Origin of the sequence: Mesorhizobium sp. M0802 (assembly GCF_040320115.1) — a bacterium.
Taxonomy (GTDB): Bacteria; Pseudomonadota; Alphaproteobacteria; order Rhizobiales; family Rhizobiaceae; genus Mesorhizobium.
In genome coordinates this window covers 28,278-46,561 of the sequence record NZ_JAMYOY010000026.1, presented here as the reverse complement: position 1 = coordinate 46,561, position 18,284 = coordinate 28,278, and the positions used below count along the sequence as shown (strand labels likewise).

Annotated in this window: 17 protein-coding genes; 6 read left to right on the top strand and 11 right to left on the bottom strand. The window is 64.2% G+C overall.

What is annotated here, in order from left to right:
* Positions 1–27: 27 nt before the first annotated feature.
* From NKI10_RS27530 to NKI10_RS27510, 5 genes are all read right to left on the bottom strand, one after another.
* Complete coding sequence (locus NKI10_RS27530; RefSeq protein WP_023693796.1) at positions 28–1,353, bottom strand: ABC transporter substrate-binding protein; 1,326 nt, start codon at positions 1,351–1,353, stop codon at positions 28–30.
* A gap of 39 nt (positions 1,354–1,392) precedes the next feature.
* Positions 1,393–2,478 (bottom strand): ABC transporter ATP-binding protein, encoded by a 1,086-nt coding sequence (locus NKI10_RS27525; RefSeq protein ID WP_352862388.1) that lies wholly within the window; start codon positions 2,476–2,478, stop codon positions 1,393–1,395.
* Positions 2,479–2,673: 195 nt separating this feature from the next.
* Positions 2,674–3,264 carry a DUF922 domain-containing Zn-dependent protease gene (locus NKI10_RS27520; protein ID WP_352862387.1) on the bottom strand — a complete coding sequence of 197 codons (591 nt, stop codon included), beginning with the start codon at positions 3,262–3,264 and terminating at the stop codon, positions 2,674–2,676.
* Between the two features lie 52 nt (positions 3,265–3,316).
* Positions 3,317–4,594 (bottom strand): D-tagatose-bisphosphate aldolase, class II, non-catalytic subunit, encoded by a 1,278-nt coding sequence (locus tag NKI10_RS27515; RefSeq protein WP_352862386.1) that lies wholly within the window; start codon positions 4,592–4,594, stop codon positions 3,317–3,319.
* Positions 4,591–5,574, bottom strand: coding sequence for a tagatose kinase (locus NKI10_RS27510; RefSeq protein WP_352862385.1), 984 nt, complete (start codon positions 5,572–5,574; stop codon positions 4,591–4,593). The genes NKI10_RS27515 and NKI10_RS27510 overlap by 4 nt, the downstream gene beginning before the upstream one ends.
* 210 nt (positions 5,575–5,784) lie before the next feature.
* Between NKI10_RS27510 and NKI10_RS27505 the strand changes: the two genes are divergently transcribed.
* A complete protein-coding gene (locus NKI10_RS27505) occupies positions 5,785–6,414 on the top strand; it encodes a glutathione S-transferase family protein (protein ID WP_023703088.1) in 630 nt (209 codons plus the stop codon).
* 145 nt (positions 6,415–6,559) lie between these two features.
* Positions 6,560–6,808, top strand: coding sequence for a hypothetical protein (locus NKI10_RS27500; protein WP_352862384.1), 249 nt, complete (start codon positions 6,560–6,562; stop codon positions 6,806–6,808).
* Between the two features lie 31 nt (positions 6,809–6,839).
* On the opposite strand, the gene NKI10_RS27495 is transcribed toward NKI10_RS27500, so the two are convergent.
* From NKI10_RS27495 to NKI10_RS27470, 6 genes are all read right to left on the bottom strand, one after another.
* On the bottom strand, positions 6,840–7,337 hold the full coding sequence (locus NKI10_RS27495) for a GNAT family N-acetyltransferase (protein ID WP_352759564.1): 498 nt from the start codon (positions 7,335–7,337) through the stop codon (positions 6,840–6,842).
* 10 nt (positions 7,338–7,347) lie between these two features.
* A complete protein-coding gene (locus NKI10_RS27490; RefSeq protein WP_023685887.1) occupies positions 7,348–8,364 on the bottom strand; it encodes an ABC transporter permease in 1,017 nt (338 codons plus the stop codon).
* Positions 8,361–9,992, bottom strand: coding sequence for a sugar ABC transporter ATP-binding protein (locus NKI10_RS27485; protein ID WP_502897583.1), 1,632 nt, complete (start codon positions 9,990–9,992; stop codon positions 8,361–8,363). The genes NKI10_RS27490 and NKI10_RS27485 overlap by 4 nt, the downstream gene beginning before the upstream one ends.
* A gap of 166 nt (positions 9,993–10,158) precedes the next feature.
* Entirely contained in the window at positions 10,159–11,106 is a 948-nt protein-coding gene (locus NKI10_RS27480; RefSeq protein ID WP_352862382.1) for a substrate-binding domain-containing protein, read from the bottom strand.
* Between the two features lie 407 nt (positions 11,107–11,513).
* Entirely contained in the window at positions 11,514–12,521 is a 1,008-nt protein-coding gene (locus tag NKI10_RS27475) for an aldo/keto reductase (protein WP_352862381.1), read from the bottom strand.
* On the bottom strand, positions 12,518–12,874 hold the full coding sequence (locus NKI10_RS27470; RefSeq protein ID WP_352862380.1) for a hypothetical protein: 357 nt from the start codon (positions 12,872–12,874) through the stop codon (positions 12,518–12,520). The genes NKI10_RS27475 and NKI10_RS27470 overlap by 4 nt, the downstream gene beginning before the upstream one ends.
* A 45-nt stretch (positions 12,875–12,919) precedes the next feature.
* On the opposite strand from NKI10_RS27470, the gene NKI10_RS27465 reads away from it, so the two are divergent.
* The 4 genes from NKI10_RS27465 (at position 12,920) to NKI10_RS27450 (ending at position 18,234) form a co-directional block, all read left to right on the top strand.
* The gene (locus tag NKI10_RS27465; RefSeq protein WP_023673483.1) at positions 12,920–13,144 is read left to right on the top strand and encodes a hypothetical protein; all 225 of its coding nucleotides are present in this window, start codon (positions 12,920–12,922) and stop codon (positions 13,142–13,144) included.
* 117 nt (positions 13,145–13,261) lie between these two features.
* Positions 13,262–15,754 (top strand): DNA ligase D, encoded by a 2,493-nt coding sequence (ligD, locus tag NKI10_RS27460; protein WP_352862379.1) that lies wholly within the window; start codon positions 13,262–13,264, stop codon positions 15,752–15,754.
* A gap of 450 nt (positions 15,755–16,204) precedes the next feature.
* Complete coding sequence (gene ku, locus NKI10_RS27455) at positions 16,205–17,110, top strand: non-homologous end joining protein Ku (protein WP_023685883.1); 906 nt, start codon at positions 16,205–16,207, stop codon at positions 17,108–17,110.
* The gene (locus tag NKI10_RS27450; protein WP_023699156.1) at positions 17,107–18,234 is read left to right on the top strand and encodes a tetratricopeptide repeat protein; all 1,128 of its coding nucleotides are present in this window, start codon (positions 17,107–17,109) and stop codon (positions 18,232–18,234) included. The genes ku and NKI10_RS27450 overlap by 4 nt, the downstream gene beginning before the upstream one ends.
* Positions 18,235–18,284: the final 50 nt, after the last annotated feature.

Sequence of the window (18,284 nt, the reverse complement as noted above, 5' to 3'; positions counted from 1 at the left end):
ACTAGACGCTGCCCGGCGGTGCCGTGATCAAACGCGGTAGTAGCGGTTGGCGCGCTTCTCCGCCTCCTCCATCGCCTCCTGCGGCGTCGCCTGGCCGGTCACCGCCTTGGCGAACATGTCGACCAGGACATAGTCGGCCATGGTCGCCGCCGAGGCATAGCCGAGCGGCCCGGCATAGCCGTTGGGGCGCAGCGTCGCCGAGGCCTTGGCATAGGCGGCATTGTTCGGGTCGGCCGTCCACACTGGATTGTTGTCGAAGGCCTTCAGCGTCTGGCAGCAATAGCCCGCCGAGGAGGTGATCCAGTCGGTCATCTGCGGATCCTCGAACATGAACTGCAGATAGGCCTTGGCCGCATTGGGGTAGGGCGTGTAGTTGAAGATGACGGCGGTGGTCACCTGGAACAGTTCGACCGATTTCCCGACGGGACCGATCGGCAGGTTGGTGGTGCGGATGTCCTTGGCGATCTCAGCCAGCTTCGGATCGTTGTCCTTGTTGATCTTGGCCGTATTGTAGGCGGAAATGCCGTTGGCGATGACGCCGAGTTCGCCGGCCAGGAAGGCGCGGTTGTTATTGACGTCGAGCCAGCTTTCGGTCCCGGGAATGAAGGTCTTGTAGAGTTCCTGCGCGTATCCGATCGCCTTTAGCGTCTCGGGGCTGTTGATCGCCACCTTGCCGCTCTCGTCGACCATCTGGCCGCCATGGCTCCACAGCAGCCAGTGCGCGTAATTGTTGCCGTCGCCGACGCCGTGGCCGTGCGTGAAGCCGGCCGGATGTCCCTTCGCCTGCAACGCCTTGCAAAGCTCGAGGAAGCCTGCCGTGTCCTTCGGAAATTCGGAGAAGCCGGCCTCCTTCACCCAGCTTTCGCGATAGACGATGGCATTGCCGATCGTGGCCAGCGGCAGGCCGACGAACTTGCCGTCCCGCGTCGCATATTGCTTTGGTCCGTCGTGCCAGCCGCCATATTTCGAGCCCAGATACTCGCCGAGCTCGGTCACGTCGTGCAGCTTGTCGGGATATTGATGCGGGTCGTCGAACCAGACGAACATGAGGTCCGGGCCGGAACCGACATTGGCGGCGACCGCTGCCTTGGGGCGAATGTCCTCCCAGCTTTCCTTGTCGACACGAACCTCGACACCTGTCGCCTCGGTGAAGCGCTTGGTGTTGGCCAGCCATTGATCCTCATCGCCCTTGACGAAGGGCGACCAGCGCAGCAGCCGCAGCTTTGCGCCTTCCTCGGGCTTGTATTTCAAGCCCTCCTGGGCAAAAGCCGGCGAGCCGACGAACCGGCTTCCCAGAGCTCCCGCCGCGGCACCTGCGGTCGTGCGGATTACATCGCGTCTCGTGAATTTCATGGTCGTCTCCTCCGGTTTATCTTCCTTGCTATGCGGTCCTTACCATCCGTTACGCGTTTCAAATCGTGTTCCGGTCTTGCCGTCAAAGAGATGAATCAGGCCAGGCGCGGCAGAGAGCCGTATGGATTCGCCCGGTGTGAAGGCATGGCGTTCGCGGAAATTGGCGACGATCTCGTCGCCGCCGGCGGTGCGGCCGATGATCTGCACTTCCGACCCGGTCGGCTCGACCACCGCGACGGTGACTGGAAAGCCTTGGTCTGACGATAGCCGCAAATGCTCGGGCCGTATTCCCAGCACCACCGGATGACCGTTGCCAACGGCCGGCGCGCCGGCCAGCGGCACGGAAATTCCCCCGGCGCCGCGAAAGGACGGAGATCCGTCGGTGACGATCTCGCCCTTGATCAGGTTCATGGCGGGCGAGCCGATGAAACTGGCGACGAAGAGATTGTTTGGCCTGTCGTAGAGCTCCAGCGGCGGTCCGATCTGTTCGACGATGCCGTCATGCATGACCACGATCTTGTCGGCCATGGTCATGGCCTCGATCTGGTCGTGGGTGACATAGACTGTGGTCGTCTTGAGCCGCTGGTGCAGTTCCTTGATCTCGGCGCGCATCTGCACCCTGAGCTTGGCGTCGAGATTGGAGAGCGGTTCGTCGAACAGGAAAACCTGTGGATCGCGCACTATCGCCCGGCCCATGGCGACGCGCTGGCGCTGGCCGCCGGAAAGCTGGCGCGGATATCGCGTCAGCAATGGCACCAGCCCGAGGATTTCGGCGGCGCGCTGAATGCTGGTAGCGCAATCGGCCTTCGAAACACCTTTGAGCATGAGCGAGAACGCCATGTTCTCGGCGACCGTCATGTGCGGGTAGAGCGCGTAGTTCTGGAACACCATGGCAACGTCGCGCTCTTTCGGCGCAACGTTGTTGACGACCCGATCCCCGATCGCGATCTCGCCCCGAGAAATTTTTTCCAGGCCGGCGATCATCCTGAGAAGGGTCGATTTTCCGCAACCCGACGGGCCGACCAGCGTGACGAACTCGCCGTCATCGATATCCACACTGACGCCGTGCAGGACCTCGACGGTCCCGAACGATTTGTAAACGTCGCCGATCGCGACAGACGCCATCGATCTCCTCCCGAATGCTTCTTGCGACGCCCCGAAGGAAACCGCTCCTCTCCCGCCTCGCGACCGTCTCCCATTCCCCCAACAGGTCGCGCGACAAGCAGACGGTAGCGCTACCAAGCCTGCCTGTAAAGCGGCCATGCGGCCGGTGCTCTTGTCGTTCGGAACACTCGGCGCTATGACCGGCACACCGGCAAACTACCCCCCATTCACAAAAGCCAGCACCAGCTTCTGCAGGTTTCCGCCGGGGCCGAATTCGACTCGGTCGAAGTCGCGGCTCGCCTGCCGCTGTGCCAGCGAGATCTGGGCGAGTTGCCTCGTCAGCTCGGTTCTGATCTTGCTGCAGCCGGGGTCATCAGTAACGGTCAGGCCGACGCTCACCGCCTCGATCTTGCGCACCATCTCGGCGATGGCTGCGCCATGCACTCTCTCGTGGGCGGCGAGCCCGGCGATGAACACCGTCCAGTTCTTCTGGACGGAAGCCGGCAACGGTTCGGCCGGCTTCGGCAAGGTGTAGGTGATGATCAGTTTCGGGCGCGCCGACACCAGCTCGCAGGCGTCGCCTTTCGGCCTGTAGTCCCTGGTCCAGGTCAGCTTGAAATTGGTGTGTGCGATGACCCGGCCCTTGCCGAGCAGGGGACCGGCTTCACCGATCGCCGCATAGAGTTCCGGGCCGGTCCGCCCTACGATGGCGTAGGTCTCGACCTTTTCGACCGGCTTCCAGTCGGCGCGTGCCGGCGACGCCAGCAGGGAGGCCGCGAACAGGAGAAAGAACATGGCTGGTTTCATGGAAACGTCAGAGACACTGGGCTGAGGCAAAGATCAACCCGGCGCGTTGCACTCAGGTCCCACGGCAGGCGGCGTCATAGTCGGCCAGCACCTGATCGACAGCTTCGAGAAGGATAGCCTCGGGATTGCCCGCCGGCCCGAGTTCGGCCGGCAGCGCCGGCAGGAATTGCCGCATCAGCGTTTCGGGAATGGCAACGTCGTCCAGCGCCTTGCGCAGGCGGTCGACCGCCGCGACAGCGGTGGGGTTGCTCCAATAATAGCGGATGCGGTCGCTGTAGCTGTAATGCCGCTGCACATAGAGCTCTGCTTCGTTGCCATGATAGTGGCTGTGCCAATGGCCGGGTGCTGCCAGCATCGCGCTTTCCATGGTCCGGGCGAGCGACCGGTCGCCATAATCCGTGATCATTTCGGATGCTATCAGGTCGAGCCCGTAAAGCGCCTCGCGCAAGGCGAAGGTCAGGCCGGGGCCGACCTTGAGGATGGGAAAGCCGTTTGCGACCAGCTCGGTCAAAGCCGCACGGCTCTGGTAGTCGGTCGAATGCGCCTCGTAGACGAGCGACGGCTGCTCATCGAGCAAGACGGTCAGGCCCTTGGATTTCTCGGGCGCGTAGGCGACGACGTTCTGGCTGCCGAATTCCACGCCCGGCTGCACCACCACGGCCATGACGCGGCCGAAGGCCTCCGTCAGCCCCTCACGGGCAAAGATCTCCCGGTGAACCTCGATCGTGCGCCGCGCCGCCGCCGCCTCGGTCGGCTTCAACTCGCTGATCGCATGGTCGACGCCGCCGGGGGCGGGGACTTCGGTGCCGATGATGTAGACCGGCAAGGTGCTGCCTGCGGCGTGCGCGGCCGTTTCGGCCGCCTTTGCCAGCCGCGCCGCCCGGGTGGCGATGGTCTCGTCGTCAAGCGCCGCCGGCTCGCCGCCGCAGCCCATCGATGCGTCGAGATGAATCTTGGTGAAGCCGGCCGCGATATAGGCGCCGACCATGGCCTCGGCCTTGTCCATCGCCTGCGCCGCCGGCTCTGCGCGCCACGGGTTCGGTCCCAGATGGTCGCCGCCGAAGATGATGCGCGAGGCTTCCAGCCCCTCGCGACAGGCGATCTCCAGCACGAAGGCGACGAACAGCGCCGGGGTCATTCCGGTATAGCCGCCGAACTGGTTGACCTGATTGCAGGTTGCCTCGATCAGCAGGCTTTTCTCCCTGTCGGCAACGGCGCGCCGTATTGCTGTCTGGATCACCAGCGGATGAGCCGAGCAGATCGAGGTGATGCCGTAGGGCGAGCCGTTTTTGCGCGCGCTGGCGAGGCCTGCAAGCGGGTTGGCACTCATGTCCGTCTCGCTGTTCCCTTGATGAATTGGTCAAGCGCATCGAAGCCGGCGGTGCCCTCCATCGGGCCGCGCCGGGTGACGTTGCGGGCGCCGGCGGCATTGGCATAAAGCAGCGCCTTGCCGGGCTCCATCCCCTGGCGCCGGCAGGTCAGGTAAGTGGCGCCGAAACAATCGCCGGCGCCCGTCGGGTCGACTTCCTCGACCTGAAAACCGGCGCAGTCGATCCTGGCGCCGTCGGCGCCGAACCAGGAAGAGCCGTCAGCACCGCGCTTCAGCACGATCTCGCCGACGCCCCTGGCAAACAGCGCCGCCACCGCCCGGTGCTCGTCATCGACGCCGGCCGCAGCCAGCAATTCGTCGCCGGACGGCAGCAGCAGGTCGGCATCGTCGATGAGTGCGGAAAACAGCGCACCGTCGGCGCCGATCAGCTCCTTGCGCACATTCGGGTCGAACGAGGTCGAGCCGCCGCGGGCACGCACCGCCCTCACTGCGTAGGTCACAATCTCCTTCAGCCCTGTCACCGACAGCGTCGATCCCATGATATGCAGATGGCCGGCCCTGTCCGCCAGCAGGCGCGCAGCAGTGGTCAGGTGAATCTGCCCGGCGGCGGATTCGGCGATGTTGTAGACGAAGTCCCTGATGCCATCGGGCCGGTAGCGCACGAAGGCGCATCCCGTCGGGAAGCGGTCGCTGATATCGACGGCGGAGACGTCGACGCCGTCGCGCTCCAGCCGGTTCAGGTTGAGCGTGCCGAAATCGTCGCGACCGACGCAGCCGATGATGCCGGCGCCGCCTCCCAGCCGGGCGACCTGATCGATGAAGATCGCCGGCGCACCGCTGGGGAATGGCCCGACAAGCGATTGCGGCTCGAGGAAGCCGAAACCCCGTTCCGTCGCCATGATCTCGACCAGGATTTCGCCGGCGACAATCGTTGGCCCCACGGCCTCGGCGGCGATCTCGCTTCGGCGCGAAAGGCTCATGCTTGCGATTCCTCTCACACGCAAACTGATTGCTTGCCCGCGCAGTTGTTCGGCACAAATGTTTATCGGGTAAATCGCACATACAGCGAAGTCAATAAAACCCTACATGCGTATAGTTTATCTGTTTCCGCGCGTACATATTGCAGGATTCGGGTGGCCGGTATCGTGGCACCGTGCAAATCAGGCGTCGACCGCAGCGAAAGGACAGCCATGCTCACGCTTCATGATTATTTGCCGTCGCAAAACGGTTGGAAGGCGAGGGTCGTGCTCGGCCTGCTTAACATTCCCTATGAAAGCCGCCTGGTGTCGATTTTCGAGGGCGAGAGCCACACCGACGCCTTCCTGAAGCTCAACCCGGCCGGCGCCGTTCCTGTGCTCGAACTCGAGGATGGCCGTGCGATCGCCGAATCGAATGCGATCCTCATTTATCTCGCCGAAGGCACGCCCTTGCTGCCGGCGGATCGCTATGTCAGCGCGAAAGTTATGCAATGGCTGTTCTTCGAACAGTACCATGTCGAGCCGGTCATCGGCTCCCTGCGCTTCTGGACGCTGGCCGGAAGGCTGGAGCGCAACCAGGCGACGCTTCCGGCCAAGCGCGAAGCCGGCGCCCGCACGCTGGCAGCGCTGGAGCGCAGCCTGAACGACACCCCGTTCCTTGTCGGCGACATGCTCACCATCGCCGACATTGCTGTCTATGCCTACGGCCACCGTGCCGAAGATTGCGGCTTTGCGCTGGCGGCTTATCCGGCGGTTCGTGCCTGGACGGGCCGGGTACGCGACGCCATCGGTCCCGGCTATCCCGTGCATCTCTACAGCATCGATCGGCATTCGGCTGCTTGAAGGCAAAAGGCGCGTTCACCTTGCTTAGTCGAAAAGAAGACCCAGATTCTGCTTTGTCGGCGGCTTTCGCTCGCAATCCGTTGACTGGATGGCCGGATCCCCGCGTCAACTCGACGACCTGCCGGCACTTAGCATGGAGGTGACCATGACACGCGACGATATCATTTCGGTGTTGGGGCCGGTAGACGAGGCGGTCATAGCCGACATCGCGCTGACCGGCGCCACCCTTCAAGAACTGCGCGAGGCGTTCGCCTGGCTCGGTGCCGACGAGGCGCTGGTCAACGAGGGCCGCCCCTTGCCGGGAACGAAGGTGGCGCGGCTGATCGAAATTCTCGATATGCCGGACGACGAGGACGGTCCACAGGCGGTGGCGGCGCAGGGGTTAGGGCAGTAGGGCCCTGACTACTGCGGTTTTCCCATTCACTTCACGCCCTCGACAGCAGCCGGCGCATGATCAGCGAGGCATGGCCGGCGACGCCGTGCGCGGCCGGGCGGTGTTCGACCACCTCGAAACCGTGCTTGCGATAGAAGGCGATCGCCTGGTCGTTGCCCTCGATCACTTCCAGCGCAATGCTGGGGATGCCGGCATGCGCGACAAGCACCGCGTGCAGCAGGTCGGTGGCGAGCCCGCTGCCGAACTCTGACTTGTCGATGTGCAGCCGGTCGAGCAGGACATCGCCACGATCGTCCATCGCCGCCATCGCGTAGCCGGCGATCGAACCGTCCGGCCGTTCGGCCACGAACGACATCTTGTTGTCGTCCAGAAGTTCGGCTGCCAGCCGCTCGGGCGCATGCTTGTCGTCCGAGAGCCGCGCGGTATTTTCAGGTCCCAGGATCGACGAATAGGTGCGCCGCCAAGACTCTCCCAGCAGCCGCGATACCGACGCTACATCGTTCTCTGTCATCGCCCTGATCTGAACCATGGCCGATCCCTCACCGCCTCACCCGCGACTTCAGCCAACGATCGAAGGCCACGGCCAGAATCAGGATCAGGCCGATGACGATGCTTTGTGTGTAGGAAGAGACATTGTTGAACTGTAGCCCGTTCTGCAGCACGCCGATGAGTGCTGCGCCCACCACCGTGCCGCCGACCGAGCCGATGCCGCCGAATAGCGAGGTGCCGCCGATGACCACGGCCGAAATCACCGTAAGCTCGTAGCCGATGCCGGCCACGGCTTCGGAGGAGTTGAGCCGTGCTGACAAAACGAAGGCGGCCAGCCCGGCGAAGAAGCCGACGATGACATAGACCGAGATCAGAATGCGGTCGACGCGCAGGCCCGACAGGCGTGCGGCCTCGGCATTGCCGCCGACGGCATAGACGGCGCGGCCATAGCGCGTATAGCGCAGCACGATGTGGCACAGGATGGCCGCCGCCGCGAAGATGATCGCCGGCACCGGCACCGGTCCGATGAGCCCGGTGCCGAACCAGCGCATCGAGGCGTCGAAACCGGAGATCGGTCCGCCATTGGAGATGGTCAGCGTCAGGCCGCGAAACACGGTGAGCCCACCCAGCGTGACGACGAAGGGCGGTACTTTCAGCCGGGTGATGGCAAAGCCCTGGACGCCGCCGGCCAGCGCCCCGACGATGACGGCGGCAAGCAAGGCGGCGAACCAGCCATAGCCTTGCGTGCCCGTGGTCGACAGCGACAGCGTGTTGGCGGTGCCGCCCTTGGCCACCACCGCGGCCACCATGCCGCAGAAGGCGAGCAGCGAGCCGACCGACAGGTCGATGCCGGCAGTGAGGATGACGAAAGTCATGCCAAGCGCGATCAGTCCGGTGATCGAGATCTGCCTCAAAATGTTGAACAGGTTGATTGGATCGATGAAGCTCGGCTTCAGCACGGTGAAGATGACGATCAACACCGCCAGGAACATCAGCGGCCCAAAACTCATCAGAAGCCGCGCGATGTTGATGCCGCTGCGCTGGGTCTGTTCGGTGGTGCTGGTCATTGCGTTGTGTCCTGCTTGCGGTCGAGCGCCATCAGTTCCATCAGTTTTTCCTCGGTCGCTTCGATGCCCGGCATTTCGCCGGTGATACGGCCGCGCCGCATCGTAACGATGCGATCCGACACTGCCAGCACCTCCGGCAGCTCCGACGAGATCATCATGATGGCGATGCCGCGTGCGGCAAGCTGCACCAGGATCTGGTGCACTTCGGCCTTGGCGCCGACATCGACGCCGCGCGTCGGCTCGTCGACGATCAGTACTTTCGGGTCGCGCGCCAGCCAGCGGGCCAGGATCACCTTTTGCTGGTTGCCGCCGGACAGCCCCTCGATCGCCTGCTCGGGCGAAGCCATGCGGATCGACAGTGCCTTGCGATAGCCGGCCAGCGCCTCGCGCTCGCGCCGTTCGGCCATGAAGCCGGCGCCATTGCTGTAGCGGCCGAGCGAGGCGATGGAGAAATTGTTGAGAATGCCAAGTGCTGCAAAAATCGCCTGGTGCTTGCGGTCTTCCGGCACCAGCCCGATGCCGAGTTTGATGGCGTCGGCGGGGGAGGCCGGGGCGATCGGCTTGCCGTCCAGCGTGATGTTACCCGCCGCGATGCGGTCGGCGCCGAAAATGGCGCGGGCAAGCTCGGTGCGGCCGGAACCGACGAGACCGGCAACGCCGAGGATTTCGCCGGCCTTCACATCGAGGTCGACGCCTTCGAGCACGATGGCGTGCGGCGCCAGCGGATCGCGCACCGTTCGCAAGCCTCGCACCGAGAGCCGGACCTCGCCGGCGACATCGCGCTGCGTCGGCCGCGCGTAGAGCTCGGAGGCGGCGCGGCCGACCATCTTCTCGATGATCTTCGGGATCTGGATCGGCTGGCCGTCACGGTCGAGATGACCGGCCAGCCTGCCGTCCCGCAGCACGGTCATGCGGTCGCAAATGGCGGACGCTTCCTCCAGCCGGTGGGTGACGAACATGATGGCGACACCGTCCTTGCGCAGCCTGTCCATGATCGACATCAGTTTCTGCACCTCGGTCTCGGTCAGCGCCGAGGTCGGCTCGTCCATGATGATCAGGCGGCTTTCCAGCGACAGAGCGCGGGCGATTTCGACCAGCTGCTGTTCGGCTACCGACAGCGAGGACACCGGCGTCGCCGGATCGATGTCGAGACCGACGCGGGCGATGATCGCGCGCGACGCGTCCTCCATCCTGCGCCAGCTGACCAGCCCGAGCGGCCCGAGCGGCGCGCGGCCGATGAAAATGTTTTCCGCAACCGTCAGCGTCGGGATCAGGCTCAGTTCCTGATAGATGGTGACGATCCCATGCCGCTTCGCATCCTGCGGACTGGACGGCGCGTAGTCGGCGCCGTCGAAGACGATGCGGCCGCTCGACGGCGGCATCACGCCGGACAGGATTTTCAACAGCGTCGACTTGCCGGCGCCGTTCTCGCCGAGCAGGCCAAGGATCTCACTGGGCCGCACCTCGAGCGAAACGTCGCTGAGCGCGGTGACGCCGGAAAAATGCTTGGTCACGCCTTCGACGGAAAGGAGCGGGGGCGATGATGCGGCGGGTTCAACGGCGGACAAGCATTGCTCCCGGATTGCGATAGGCAGGGGGACAGCGCCCCCCTCTGTCCTGCCGGACATCTCCCCCACACGGGGGGAGATCAGCAGCCGGCAGCACTTTTTCTACAACGTTGGCGATTGGCGAAAACAGACGTGACGGCCAATCTCCCCCCAAGTGGGGGAGATGTCCGGCAGGACAGAGGGGGGCGCGACAGAGCGCGACCTCCACCCGTCATGGGCCTTACTCTCACTTCGTCTCGTTCAACCTCTCCGCCTTGTCGAGATTATCCTTGCCGATGACGATCGGCGTCAACAGCACCAGCTTCTCCTTCGGCTCGGTCTTGTCCCTGGCAAAGGCGACCGCGATCTGCACCGCCCTGCGCGACTGTTCGCCGGGGAACTGCTCGACCGTGCCGGCGAGCTTGCCGTCGCGCACGGCGACCAGCGCTTCCGGCAGCGCGTCGAAGCCGTAGATCTTGACGTCGGTGAAGTTGCGCGCGGCACAGGCTTCGAGCGCGCCGAGCGCCATGTCGTCATTGGCGCAGATGATGGCGTCCGGCTTGCCGTTGGCGGCAAGCCCGGCCTCGGTCACCGACAGCGCTTCGGCGCGGGCGAAATTAGCGGTCTGCTCGAAGATGATCTGGTACTTGTCCTTGAGCGGATCGAGCACATTGTGGACGCCTTTGTTGCGGTCGATCGCGGGCCCGGCACCCGGCTGGCCCTGCAAATGGAACAGCTTGGCGCCGTTGGGGAACGCCGCCACCATGGCCTGCGCCTCGGCCTCGCCGCCCTTGACATTGTCGGCGCCGACATGGGCCAGAATGCCCTCGACGCCGTCAACGCGGCGGTCGATAGTGACCACGGGAACCCCGGCCTTGACCGCTTCCTCGATCGCCGGCGCCAGCGCGTTGACGTCAAGCGGCGAAATCACGATGGCGTTGACCTTCTGCACAAGTGCGGCCTCGATGTCGGCGGTCTGCTTCGGCGCCGAGTTCTGGCCGTCGCTCTCGGTCAGATTGACGCCTTGCGCCTGCGCCTCCGCCTTGATCTCGTTCAGCATGTGCACAAAGAACGGAAAGCCGAGATTGGGCACCGAGCCCAATATGGTCAATTTGTCGGCGGCAAAGGCCATGGGCGCGGCCAGCCCCATGGCGCCGGTCGCCACGGTCGACAACAGGAATTCGCGTCTGTTCATCAGATATCCTCCACATGAACGCAGGAGCCCGAAACCGGGAGCGGCTCGGGACGGTCCTTGCGTCAATTCAAAAATGGAGTGTCCTGTGAACGCCCCGAGGGGACGCGAGGCGCTCCAGCCGGTCCGCCGCAACGTTCTCCTCCGCACGGCGCCGACCCGAGGATGCTAGCCAAGGAAAATCGATTACGCAAGGTGAGGCGAGGGGCTGAAACTGCTAATCTCCCCCCTTGTGGGGGAGATGTCCGGCAGGACAGAGGGGGGCGCTGTCCCGCCGACATTGGCCAATTTCACTTACATCTTTGAGCTAACCTCTACGCAGAATACTTGATGCGGGCGATCCTTCGCGCCCCCCTCTGCCTTGCCAGGCATCTCCCCCACGAGGGGGGAGATTGGCAGCTTAGACGCCTCTACCTGTCGATCGTCGTCATCACCCGCTCATTGTAGCGCGGCCCTGAGACCTTGCCCGGCGCAAGGGCTGCATCGAGCGCAGCTATCTCGGCCGCGTCGAGCGTGATCGCGGCCGCAGCAACATTTTCTTCGAGATACTTGCGCCGCTTTGTCCCCGGGATCGGCACGATGTCAATGCCGAAACCGTCGCCCTTGCCGAGCACCCAGGCCAGCGCGATCTGTGCGGGCTTTGCCCCTTTGGCCGCGGCCACCTCCTGCACCGCAGCCGCAGCCGCGACATTAGCGTCGTAGTTGGCGCCCTGGTAGCGGGGGTCGCCGCGGCGGAAATCGCCTTCCGGATAATCCTCGGCGCGCTTGACGTCGCCGGCGAGGAAACCGCGGCCGAGCGGCGCGAACGGCACCAGGCCGATGCCGAGCCTTTTGAGCAGCGGGATGATCTCCGGCTCCAGATTGCGCTCCCAAAGCGAATACTCGCTCTGCAGCGCCGAGACAGGGTGCACGGCATGCGCACGGCCGATATTCGCCGCGCCCGCTTCCGACAGGCCGAAGAAGCGCACCTTGCCCTCGGCAACCAGCCGGCCGACCGTGCCGGCGACGTCTTCCATCGGCACCGCCGGATCGACGCGATGCTGGTAGTAAAGGTCGATATGGTCGGTGCCGAGCCGCTTCAGCGAGCCCTCCAGCGCCTCGCGGATATGGTCGGGCCGGCTGTCACGCTCCGTGCCGACCTGTCTGCCGTTTTCGATGCGGAAGCCGAATTTGGTGGCAAGGGTCACCTCATCGCGCCGGCCCTTCAGCGCCCGCCCGAGCAGTTCTTCATTGGCATAGGCGCCGTAGACTTCCGCCGTGTCGAGGAAGGTACAGCCGAGTTCGATGGCTCGGTGCAGGGTGGCGATCGATTCCGCCTCGTCGGCAGGGCCGTAGGACTGGCTCATGCCCATGCAGCCGAGGCCGATCACCGAGACCTGCAGCCCCTGGCTGCCGAGTTTGCGGGTGCTGAGGGTCATTGCCGTTCTCCTTGGGGCTGAGGAAAACTATAGCGGCCGCTCCTCCAGTTTCCATAGCTGTTCGGCGGAAGAACAGCGCTTCCCTTGACAAAACCCAGCCGCAAGCGCCTTTGCCGGCGGTCATTGGGGGCCATGGGATACCAATGAAGAAGATCTACGAGAAGCCGACGCTGAACCGGCGTCAGCAGCTCTCGCGCGTCACGGCGCTCATAATTCCTTCGGACCCCTAACCGAATATTGTCGTCGCCATTGCAAAGTCCGCTGCCGAGGCGCAGCGGTTTTTTGCTGCCGTCGGATCGTAGCGCTGCCAGAAGCAGGCGGTCAAAATTGACAGAGCGGCCGATCTCCAGCATCCTTATGCCGCCGCCATGTCTTGCGGTCTTGTGTATGAGTGAGCCATGGCCAGTTCCGTCACCAGCCAGAATTCCAAGCGCGCCGCGGTGCGCAAGGCGCTCGACCGCCACAAGGTCTACGTCACCGCGCAAAGCTTTTCCGGCGGCGTCTACTCGGCCCGCGTGCTGGTCGACGGCGAGGCCTACTGGGTCGACGAGTTCCGGCTGAGCCAGCTCCAGCAAGGGCTGTCCCCGGCCGAGCTAGACCTGACGCCCGCCTCAGACGATTGAGCGTGATCTCCACATTCTTCGCACCGCGCTGGGAAATTTGAAATGTTGGCGGGACAGCACTGTGCAGGAACGCGGCGCCGGGAAGGTTCGTCCGCCGCCGCCGCTCCCGCCTGACCCATGCCAACCCCGCCAACACTCAAGGCCTATCGCGCCAAGCGCGAATTTACGAAGACGCCGGAACCGGCGGGCGGGCTTATTTCAGGCGACGGCAACCGCTTCGTCGTCCACAAGCATCACGCCACCGCCGACCATTACGATTTGCGCCTGCAGGTCGGCGGCGTGCTGAAAAGCTGGGCGGTGCCGCGCGGCCCCTCGCTCAACCCTGCCGACAAAAGGCTGGCGGTCGAAACCGAGGACCATCCGCTCGAATATATTGACTTCGAGGGCGTCATTCCCGAAGGCGAATATGGCGGCGGGCCGATGATCGTCTGGGACACCGGCACCTGGGCGCCGATGGACGATGTCGACAAGAGCCTGCGCACCGGCGCCTTCAAGTTCCGGCTGGCCGGCGACAAGTTGAATGGCGGCTGGATGCTGACCCGTCTGAAGCCCAAGCCCGGCGAAGACAGCGAGAAGAAAAACTGGCTGCTGTTCAAGGAGCGCGACCTCGCCTCCGACACCAGCCTCGACATTCTGGAAGCGCGGCCGGAAAGCGTGAAGACCGGCAAGCGCATCGAGGAGCTGGTGGCGCCGCCGAAAAAGCCGGCGCGGCTGCCGCCAAAACCCGGCGCGCTGAAACCCGGTGCACTGCCCGGCGCGATCAGGGGCGATCCGCCGTCGCGCATCGAGCCGCAGCTCGCCACGCAGGTGCCGAAGCCACCGGGTGGGCCGGTGGAAGACACAGGTGAACTCTGGTTGCACGAAATAAAATTCGACGGCTACCGTACCATGGCGCATATCGCCGATGGCGAGGTCAGGCTGATCACCCGCGGCGGCATCGACTGGACGAAGCGTTACGGCGACCTGCCGCAAGCCTTTTCCCGGCTGCCCCTCAGCCAGGCGATCATCGACGGCGAGATCATGGTGCTGGACGAGAAGGGCATCTCGCGTTTCGCGCTGCTGCAGGATGCGCTGTCGGCGGGTGCGGGCAGCAAGCTCCATTTCTATGCCTTCGACCTGCTGCATCTCGACGGCTGGGACCTCCGCAAGGCGCCGCTCGCAAACCGCAAGGCCCTGCTCGCCGAACTGCTAGCCGGGCAGGGCGCTAACTCCGCCATCCAGCTGAGCGACCATGTCGAAGGCGACGGGCAGGGGCTTTACGATCAGGCCTCGATCCTTGGGCTGGAAGGCGTCGTCTCCAAGCGCGCCAACGCCATCTACCAGAGCGGCCGCACCAAGACCTGGACCAAGGTCAAGGCGCTGGAGACCGGCGATTTCATCATCGCCGGCTACACCGTTTCCGGCGCGGCCGAAGGACTGGCGGCACTCGGCATGGCTGAATTCGCGGATGGCGAACTGCACTATCGCGGCAAGGTTGGCACCGGCTTCGATGCCGCTACGGCGGGCGACTTGCTGACCCGGCTGCAGCCGCTGCGCGACGGTGCGACAGCACCCGAGGGTGTGCCGCGCGAGATCATGCGCGAGATGAAATGGGTGCGGCCGATGCTGTCGGCCCGCATCCACTACGCCAACCGCACGGCCGACAATTCGCTGCGCCACGGTGTGTTTCGCGGCCTCAGGGATGTCGGCCTGTCGACGCCGGTGTCGCCGAAGCGCAAGCGGCTGATCGCCGAAGCCGATCTCGCCACCATATGGGTGACCAATCCGGAGCGGCGGCTGTTCGGCAAGACCGGGCCGACCAAACTCGACATCGCCGTCTATTACGCGCTGGTCGGCGATTTCATGCTGCCGCACATTATGGGCCGCCCGGTGTCGCTGGTGCGCTGCCCGACGGGCCTGCCGAAGGACTGTTTCTTCCAGCGCCACGCCTTCACCGGCATGCCGCCCTCTGTGGTCACTTTTGACGCCACCAACTCCGAAGGTGAAACCAAATCCTATCTGTCGGTCGAGGGAGCAAAAGGCTATCTGGCACTGGCGCAGTTCGGCGTCGTTGAGTTCCACACCTGGGGCACGCATCGCTTGAGCCTCGACAAGCCCGACCAGATCGTTTTCGATCTCGATCCGGGTGAGGGCATCGCCTGGCGCGAGGTGGTCGAGGCCGCCGTCCACATCAAGGGCGAATTGGAGCGGTTCGGCCTGGTGCCGTTCGCCAAGACATCCGGCGGCAGCGGCATCCACATAACCGTGCCGGTGACGCAAAAGCAGAACTGGAAGAAGCTGCACCAGGCTACCAGCGCCATCTCCACGCATCTGGCGGCCACGGCGCCCGACACTTTCACCACCACAATGGGCAAGGAAAACCGGAAGCGCCGCATCTTCATCGACTACCACCGCAACGCGCGCGGCCACACCTCCGCGGCGCCTTATTCGCTGCGCGCCCGCACCAACCTGCCGGCGTCGACGCCGGTGAGCTGGAGCGACCTTGAGACGATCGATGCGCCGCAGGATCTGAACTATTCCTCGCTGCCGGGGTTGTTGGCGACCTCGGGCGACCCCTGGGCGGACATGGAGGATTTCGCGAGGGATTTGCCGGTGTTTTCGGGGAAGTAGATCGGGAGGTGTTGGCGATCCGGCACACCCCCCTCTGTCCTGCCGGACATCTCCCCCGCAAGGGGGGAGATCGGCAACTTTGCCGACGGCAGTTTTCCTGCAACGTCGGCGATTGGCGAAGGCGATGCCGACATCCAATCTCCCCCCTTGCGGGGGAGATGGCCGGCAGGCCAGAGGGGGGTGCTGTCCCACGGGCATAGCCTGTTTCCTCCAAGTCCATCGACGCTTCGGACAATTTGAATTATTCTCGGCCTTGGACCTTCATGGCGACTGGAAGATTTCGCTAGGGATTTGCCTGTATCGTGCCAGATCGGTGTAGGATTTCCGCAGCACCATTCGTCCTTTGGACGAAGCGCTGCAGTAAGCATGATCCCGAAACGTGGGAACCGGTTTTCGGAGAAGATCATGCTCAGTCTGAAATGTCAGTGCGTGGCCGCGTAGGAGAGTATCATGGCGCCCAGGGCAAGTTGGAAAGGTTACCTCAAGCTCAGCCTCGTCAGCTGTCCGGTCCGGCTCTATCCGGCAACGACGACCAGCGAGCGCATATCGTTCAACCAATTGCACAAGAAGACCCACAACCGCATCAACATGAAGCCGGTCGACCCTGAACTCGGCCTCGTCGAGCGCGCGGACTTGGTCAAGGGTTACGAATACGAGGACAAGCAGTACATCATCATCGATGAGGCCGACCTCGAAGCAGTGCGCATCGAATCCAATCACACGATGAACATCGAGGCCTTCGTCGACGAAGACGAGGTCGACGTCATTTATCAGGATGCGCCGTACTACATGGCGCCGGATGGCGCCATGGCGGAGGAAACCTTCGCCGTGCTGCGCGAGGCCATGCGCAAATCCGGCAAGCTGGCCATTGCCCGCCTTGTCCTGTCCAGCCGCGAGCGCGTGGTGACGATCGGCGCGCGCGAGAACGGCATGTTCGTGTGTACGTTGAGGAACCCGAACGAAGTGCGCGGCACGGCTGAATATTTCGGCAACATCCCGGCTGGCAAGCCGGATCCCGAAATGCTGCAATTGGCCGAAGCGCTGATCAAGCAGAAGGAAACCACCTTCGATCCGAAGAATTATGAGGACCGCTACGAGATCGCGCTGATGACGATGATCCGCGAGAAACTGAAGGGCCATAAGCCGATCATTGCGGCGGCGCCCGAGCGTGGCAATGTCATCAACCTCATGGACGCGTTGAAGGCGAGCCTGTCGCAATCAGCCAAGCCGCCGGCCAAGTCGAAGAGCAAGGCCGACGACGCTGAAAAACCTGCCGCCAAGGGTAAGGCGGGTGCGGCCAAGGAAAACCCGTTGAAGGCCAATCTGCTCAAGGCCGTCGGCAAGAGCAAGGGGTGACGGCGCCGACCGGTATAATCCCGGGCGCCGTCTTCGGCGCCATCGGCGCGCTGGCGGCATTTCCGCTGCGGCTCGCGGCCCGTGAGGTGGAGCGTCAGCACGGCCAGTTGCGGCGCGGCGTCACCAGGCGCACCAGCCATGTTGTGTTCGGCCGAACGCTGATCGCCAAGGCCGGCACGGCGAAGGGCGGCGATGCCGAGATCGAGCGCCGGGTTGCAGCCGAGGGCTCCGCTGGCCGAACACTCCTTAGCGAAAATGGCTTCCTGCGCCTGCTTGGTCTGATGAAGGCGCCGGAGGCGTCTTCGCTGTCCAGGCAGTCTCTCGTCGACCAGTCCAGACTGTCCGGTGCCGACCTCGACCTGCTCAGCCTGTTTGACGCCTTCGAGCACGATTGTGAACCCTACTCGTTCCGCGATCTGATCCTTGCCCGCAAATATGCCGGGCTGGTCGCCGGCGGTGCATCCTGGGGCGCGATCGCGCGCTCCGTGCATCGCTCCGGTCCGGTCGCTTCGCTCACCGCCAAATCGCTCAATGTCGGCTCGCAGCATGGCCGGCCCGATCAGATCTATCTCGAGGATGGCCAGAGCGAACTCGACGGCCAGCTGCTGTTCGATCTCGGCAGCGCAAGCGCAGCCGGCGACGACACGCTGGAAGAATTGTTCGCCGAGGCTGAAAGCGCGGAAGAGGAGGGCCGGCACGACGATGCCGCGGCGCTCTACCAACGCTGCCTCAGCATCGATCCGAGCGACGCCATCGCCGCGTTCAACCGCGCCAATTGCTTGCGTGGCGCCGGTCGCGTGGCCGACGCGGCGCATGACTATGCAAGAGCGATCAAGCTCGATCCGGCGTTCGTCGAGGCCTGGTTCAACCTCGCCGGGCTGATGAGCGACGAAGGCAAGATCGCCTCGGCGCGCCGGCATCTGGTCAAGGCCATCGCGCTCGACAAGAGCTACGCCGATCCGGTGTTCAACCTTGCCCGGCTGGAGTTCGACGCCGGCAATCTGACCGAAGCCCGCCGCCACTGGGTGCGCTATCTCGAACTCGATGCTGACAGCGAATGGGCGCGCACTGCGCAAAAGGGGATACAGTTCGTCGATCTGCAGCTGGCGCGGACGGCGGGGTAGGGCGCAATGGCAGCGCTTGAGCGCCCCCCTCTGGCCTGCCGGCCATCTCC

Coding starts and splice junctions, on each gene's coding strand:
- NKI10_RS27505 (WP_023703088.1), top strand. CDS start 5,785: ATGCTCACGCTTCATGATTATTTGCCGTCGCAAAACGGTTGGAAGGCG.
- NKI10_RS27465 (WP_023673483.1), top strand. CDS start 12,920: ATGGCCAGTTCCGTCACCAGCCAGAATTCCAAGCGCGCCGCGGTGCGC.
- ligD (WP_352862379.1), top strand. CDS start 13,262: ATGCCAACCCCGCCAACACTCAAGGCCTATCGCGCCAAGCGCGAATTT.
- NKI10_RS27525 (WP_352862388.1), bottom strand. CDS start 2,478: ATGGCGTCTGTCGCGATCGGCGACGTTTACAAATCGTTCGGGACCGTC.
- NKI10_RS27495 (WP_352759564.1), bottom strand. CDS start 7,337: ATGGTTCAGATCAGGGCGATGACAGAGAACGATGTAGCGTCGGTATCG.
- NKI10_RS27500 (WP_352862384.1), top strand. CDS start 6,560: ATGACACGCGACGATATCATTTCGGTGTTGGGGCCGGTAGACGAGGCG.
- NKI10_RS27485 (WP_502897583.1), bottom strand. CDS start 9,992: ATGTCCGGCAGGACAGAGGGGGGCGCTGTCCCCCTGCCTATCGCAATC.
- NKI10_RS27490 (WP_023685887.1), bottom strand. CDS start 8,364: ATGACCAGCACCACCGAACAGACCCAGCGCAGCGGCATCAACATCGCG.
- NKI10_RS27480 (WP_352862382.1), bottom strand. CDS start 11,106: ATGAACAGACGCGAATTCCTGTTGTCGACCGTGGCGACCGGCGCCATG.
- NKI10_RS27470 (WP_352862380.1), bottom strand. CDS start 12,874: ATGCTGGAGATCGGCCGCTCTGTCAATTTTGACCGCCTGCTTCTGGCA.
- NKI10_RS27510 (WP_352862385.1), bottom strand. CDS start 5,574: ATGAGCCTTTCGCGCCGAAGCGAGATCGCCGCCGAGGCCGTGGGGCCA.
- NKI10_RS27530 (WP_023693796.1), bottom strand. CDS start 1,353: ATGAAATTCACGAGACGCGATGTAATCCGCACGACCGCAGGTGCCGCG.
- NKI10_RS27475 (WP_352862381.1), bottom strand. CDS start 12,521: ATGACCCTCAGCACCCGCAAACTCGGCAGCCAGGGGCTGCAGGTCTCG.
- NKI10_RS27520 (WP_352862387.1), bottom strand. CDS start 3,264: ATGAAACCAGCCATGTTCTTTCTCCTGTTCGCGGCCTCCCTGCTGGCG.
- ku (WP_023685883.1), top strand. CDS start 16,205: ATGGCGCCCAGGGCAAGTTGGAAAGGTTACCTCAAGCTCAGCCTCGTC.
- NKI10_RS27515 (WP_352862386.1), bottom strand. CDS start 4,594: ATGAGTGCCAACCCGCTTGCAGGCCTCGCCAGCGCGCGCAAAAACGGC.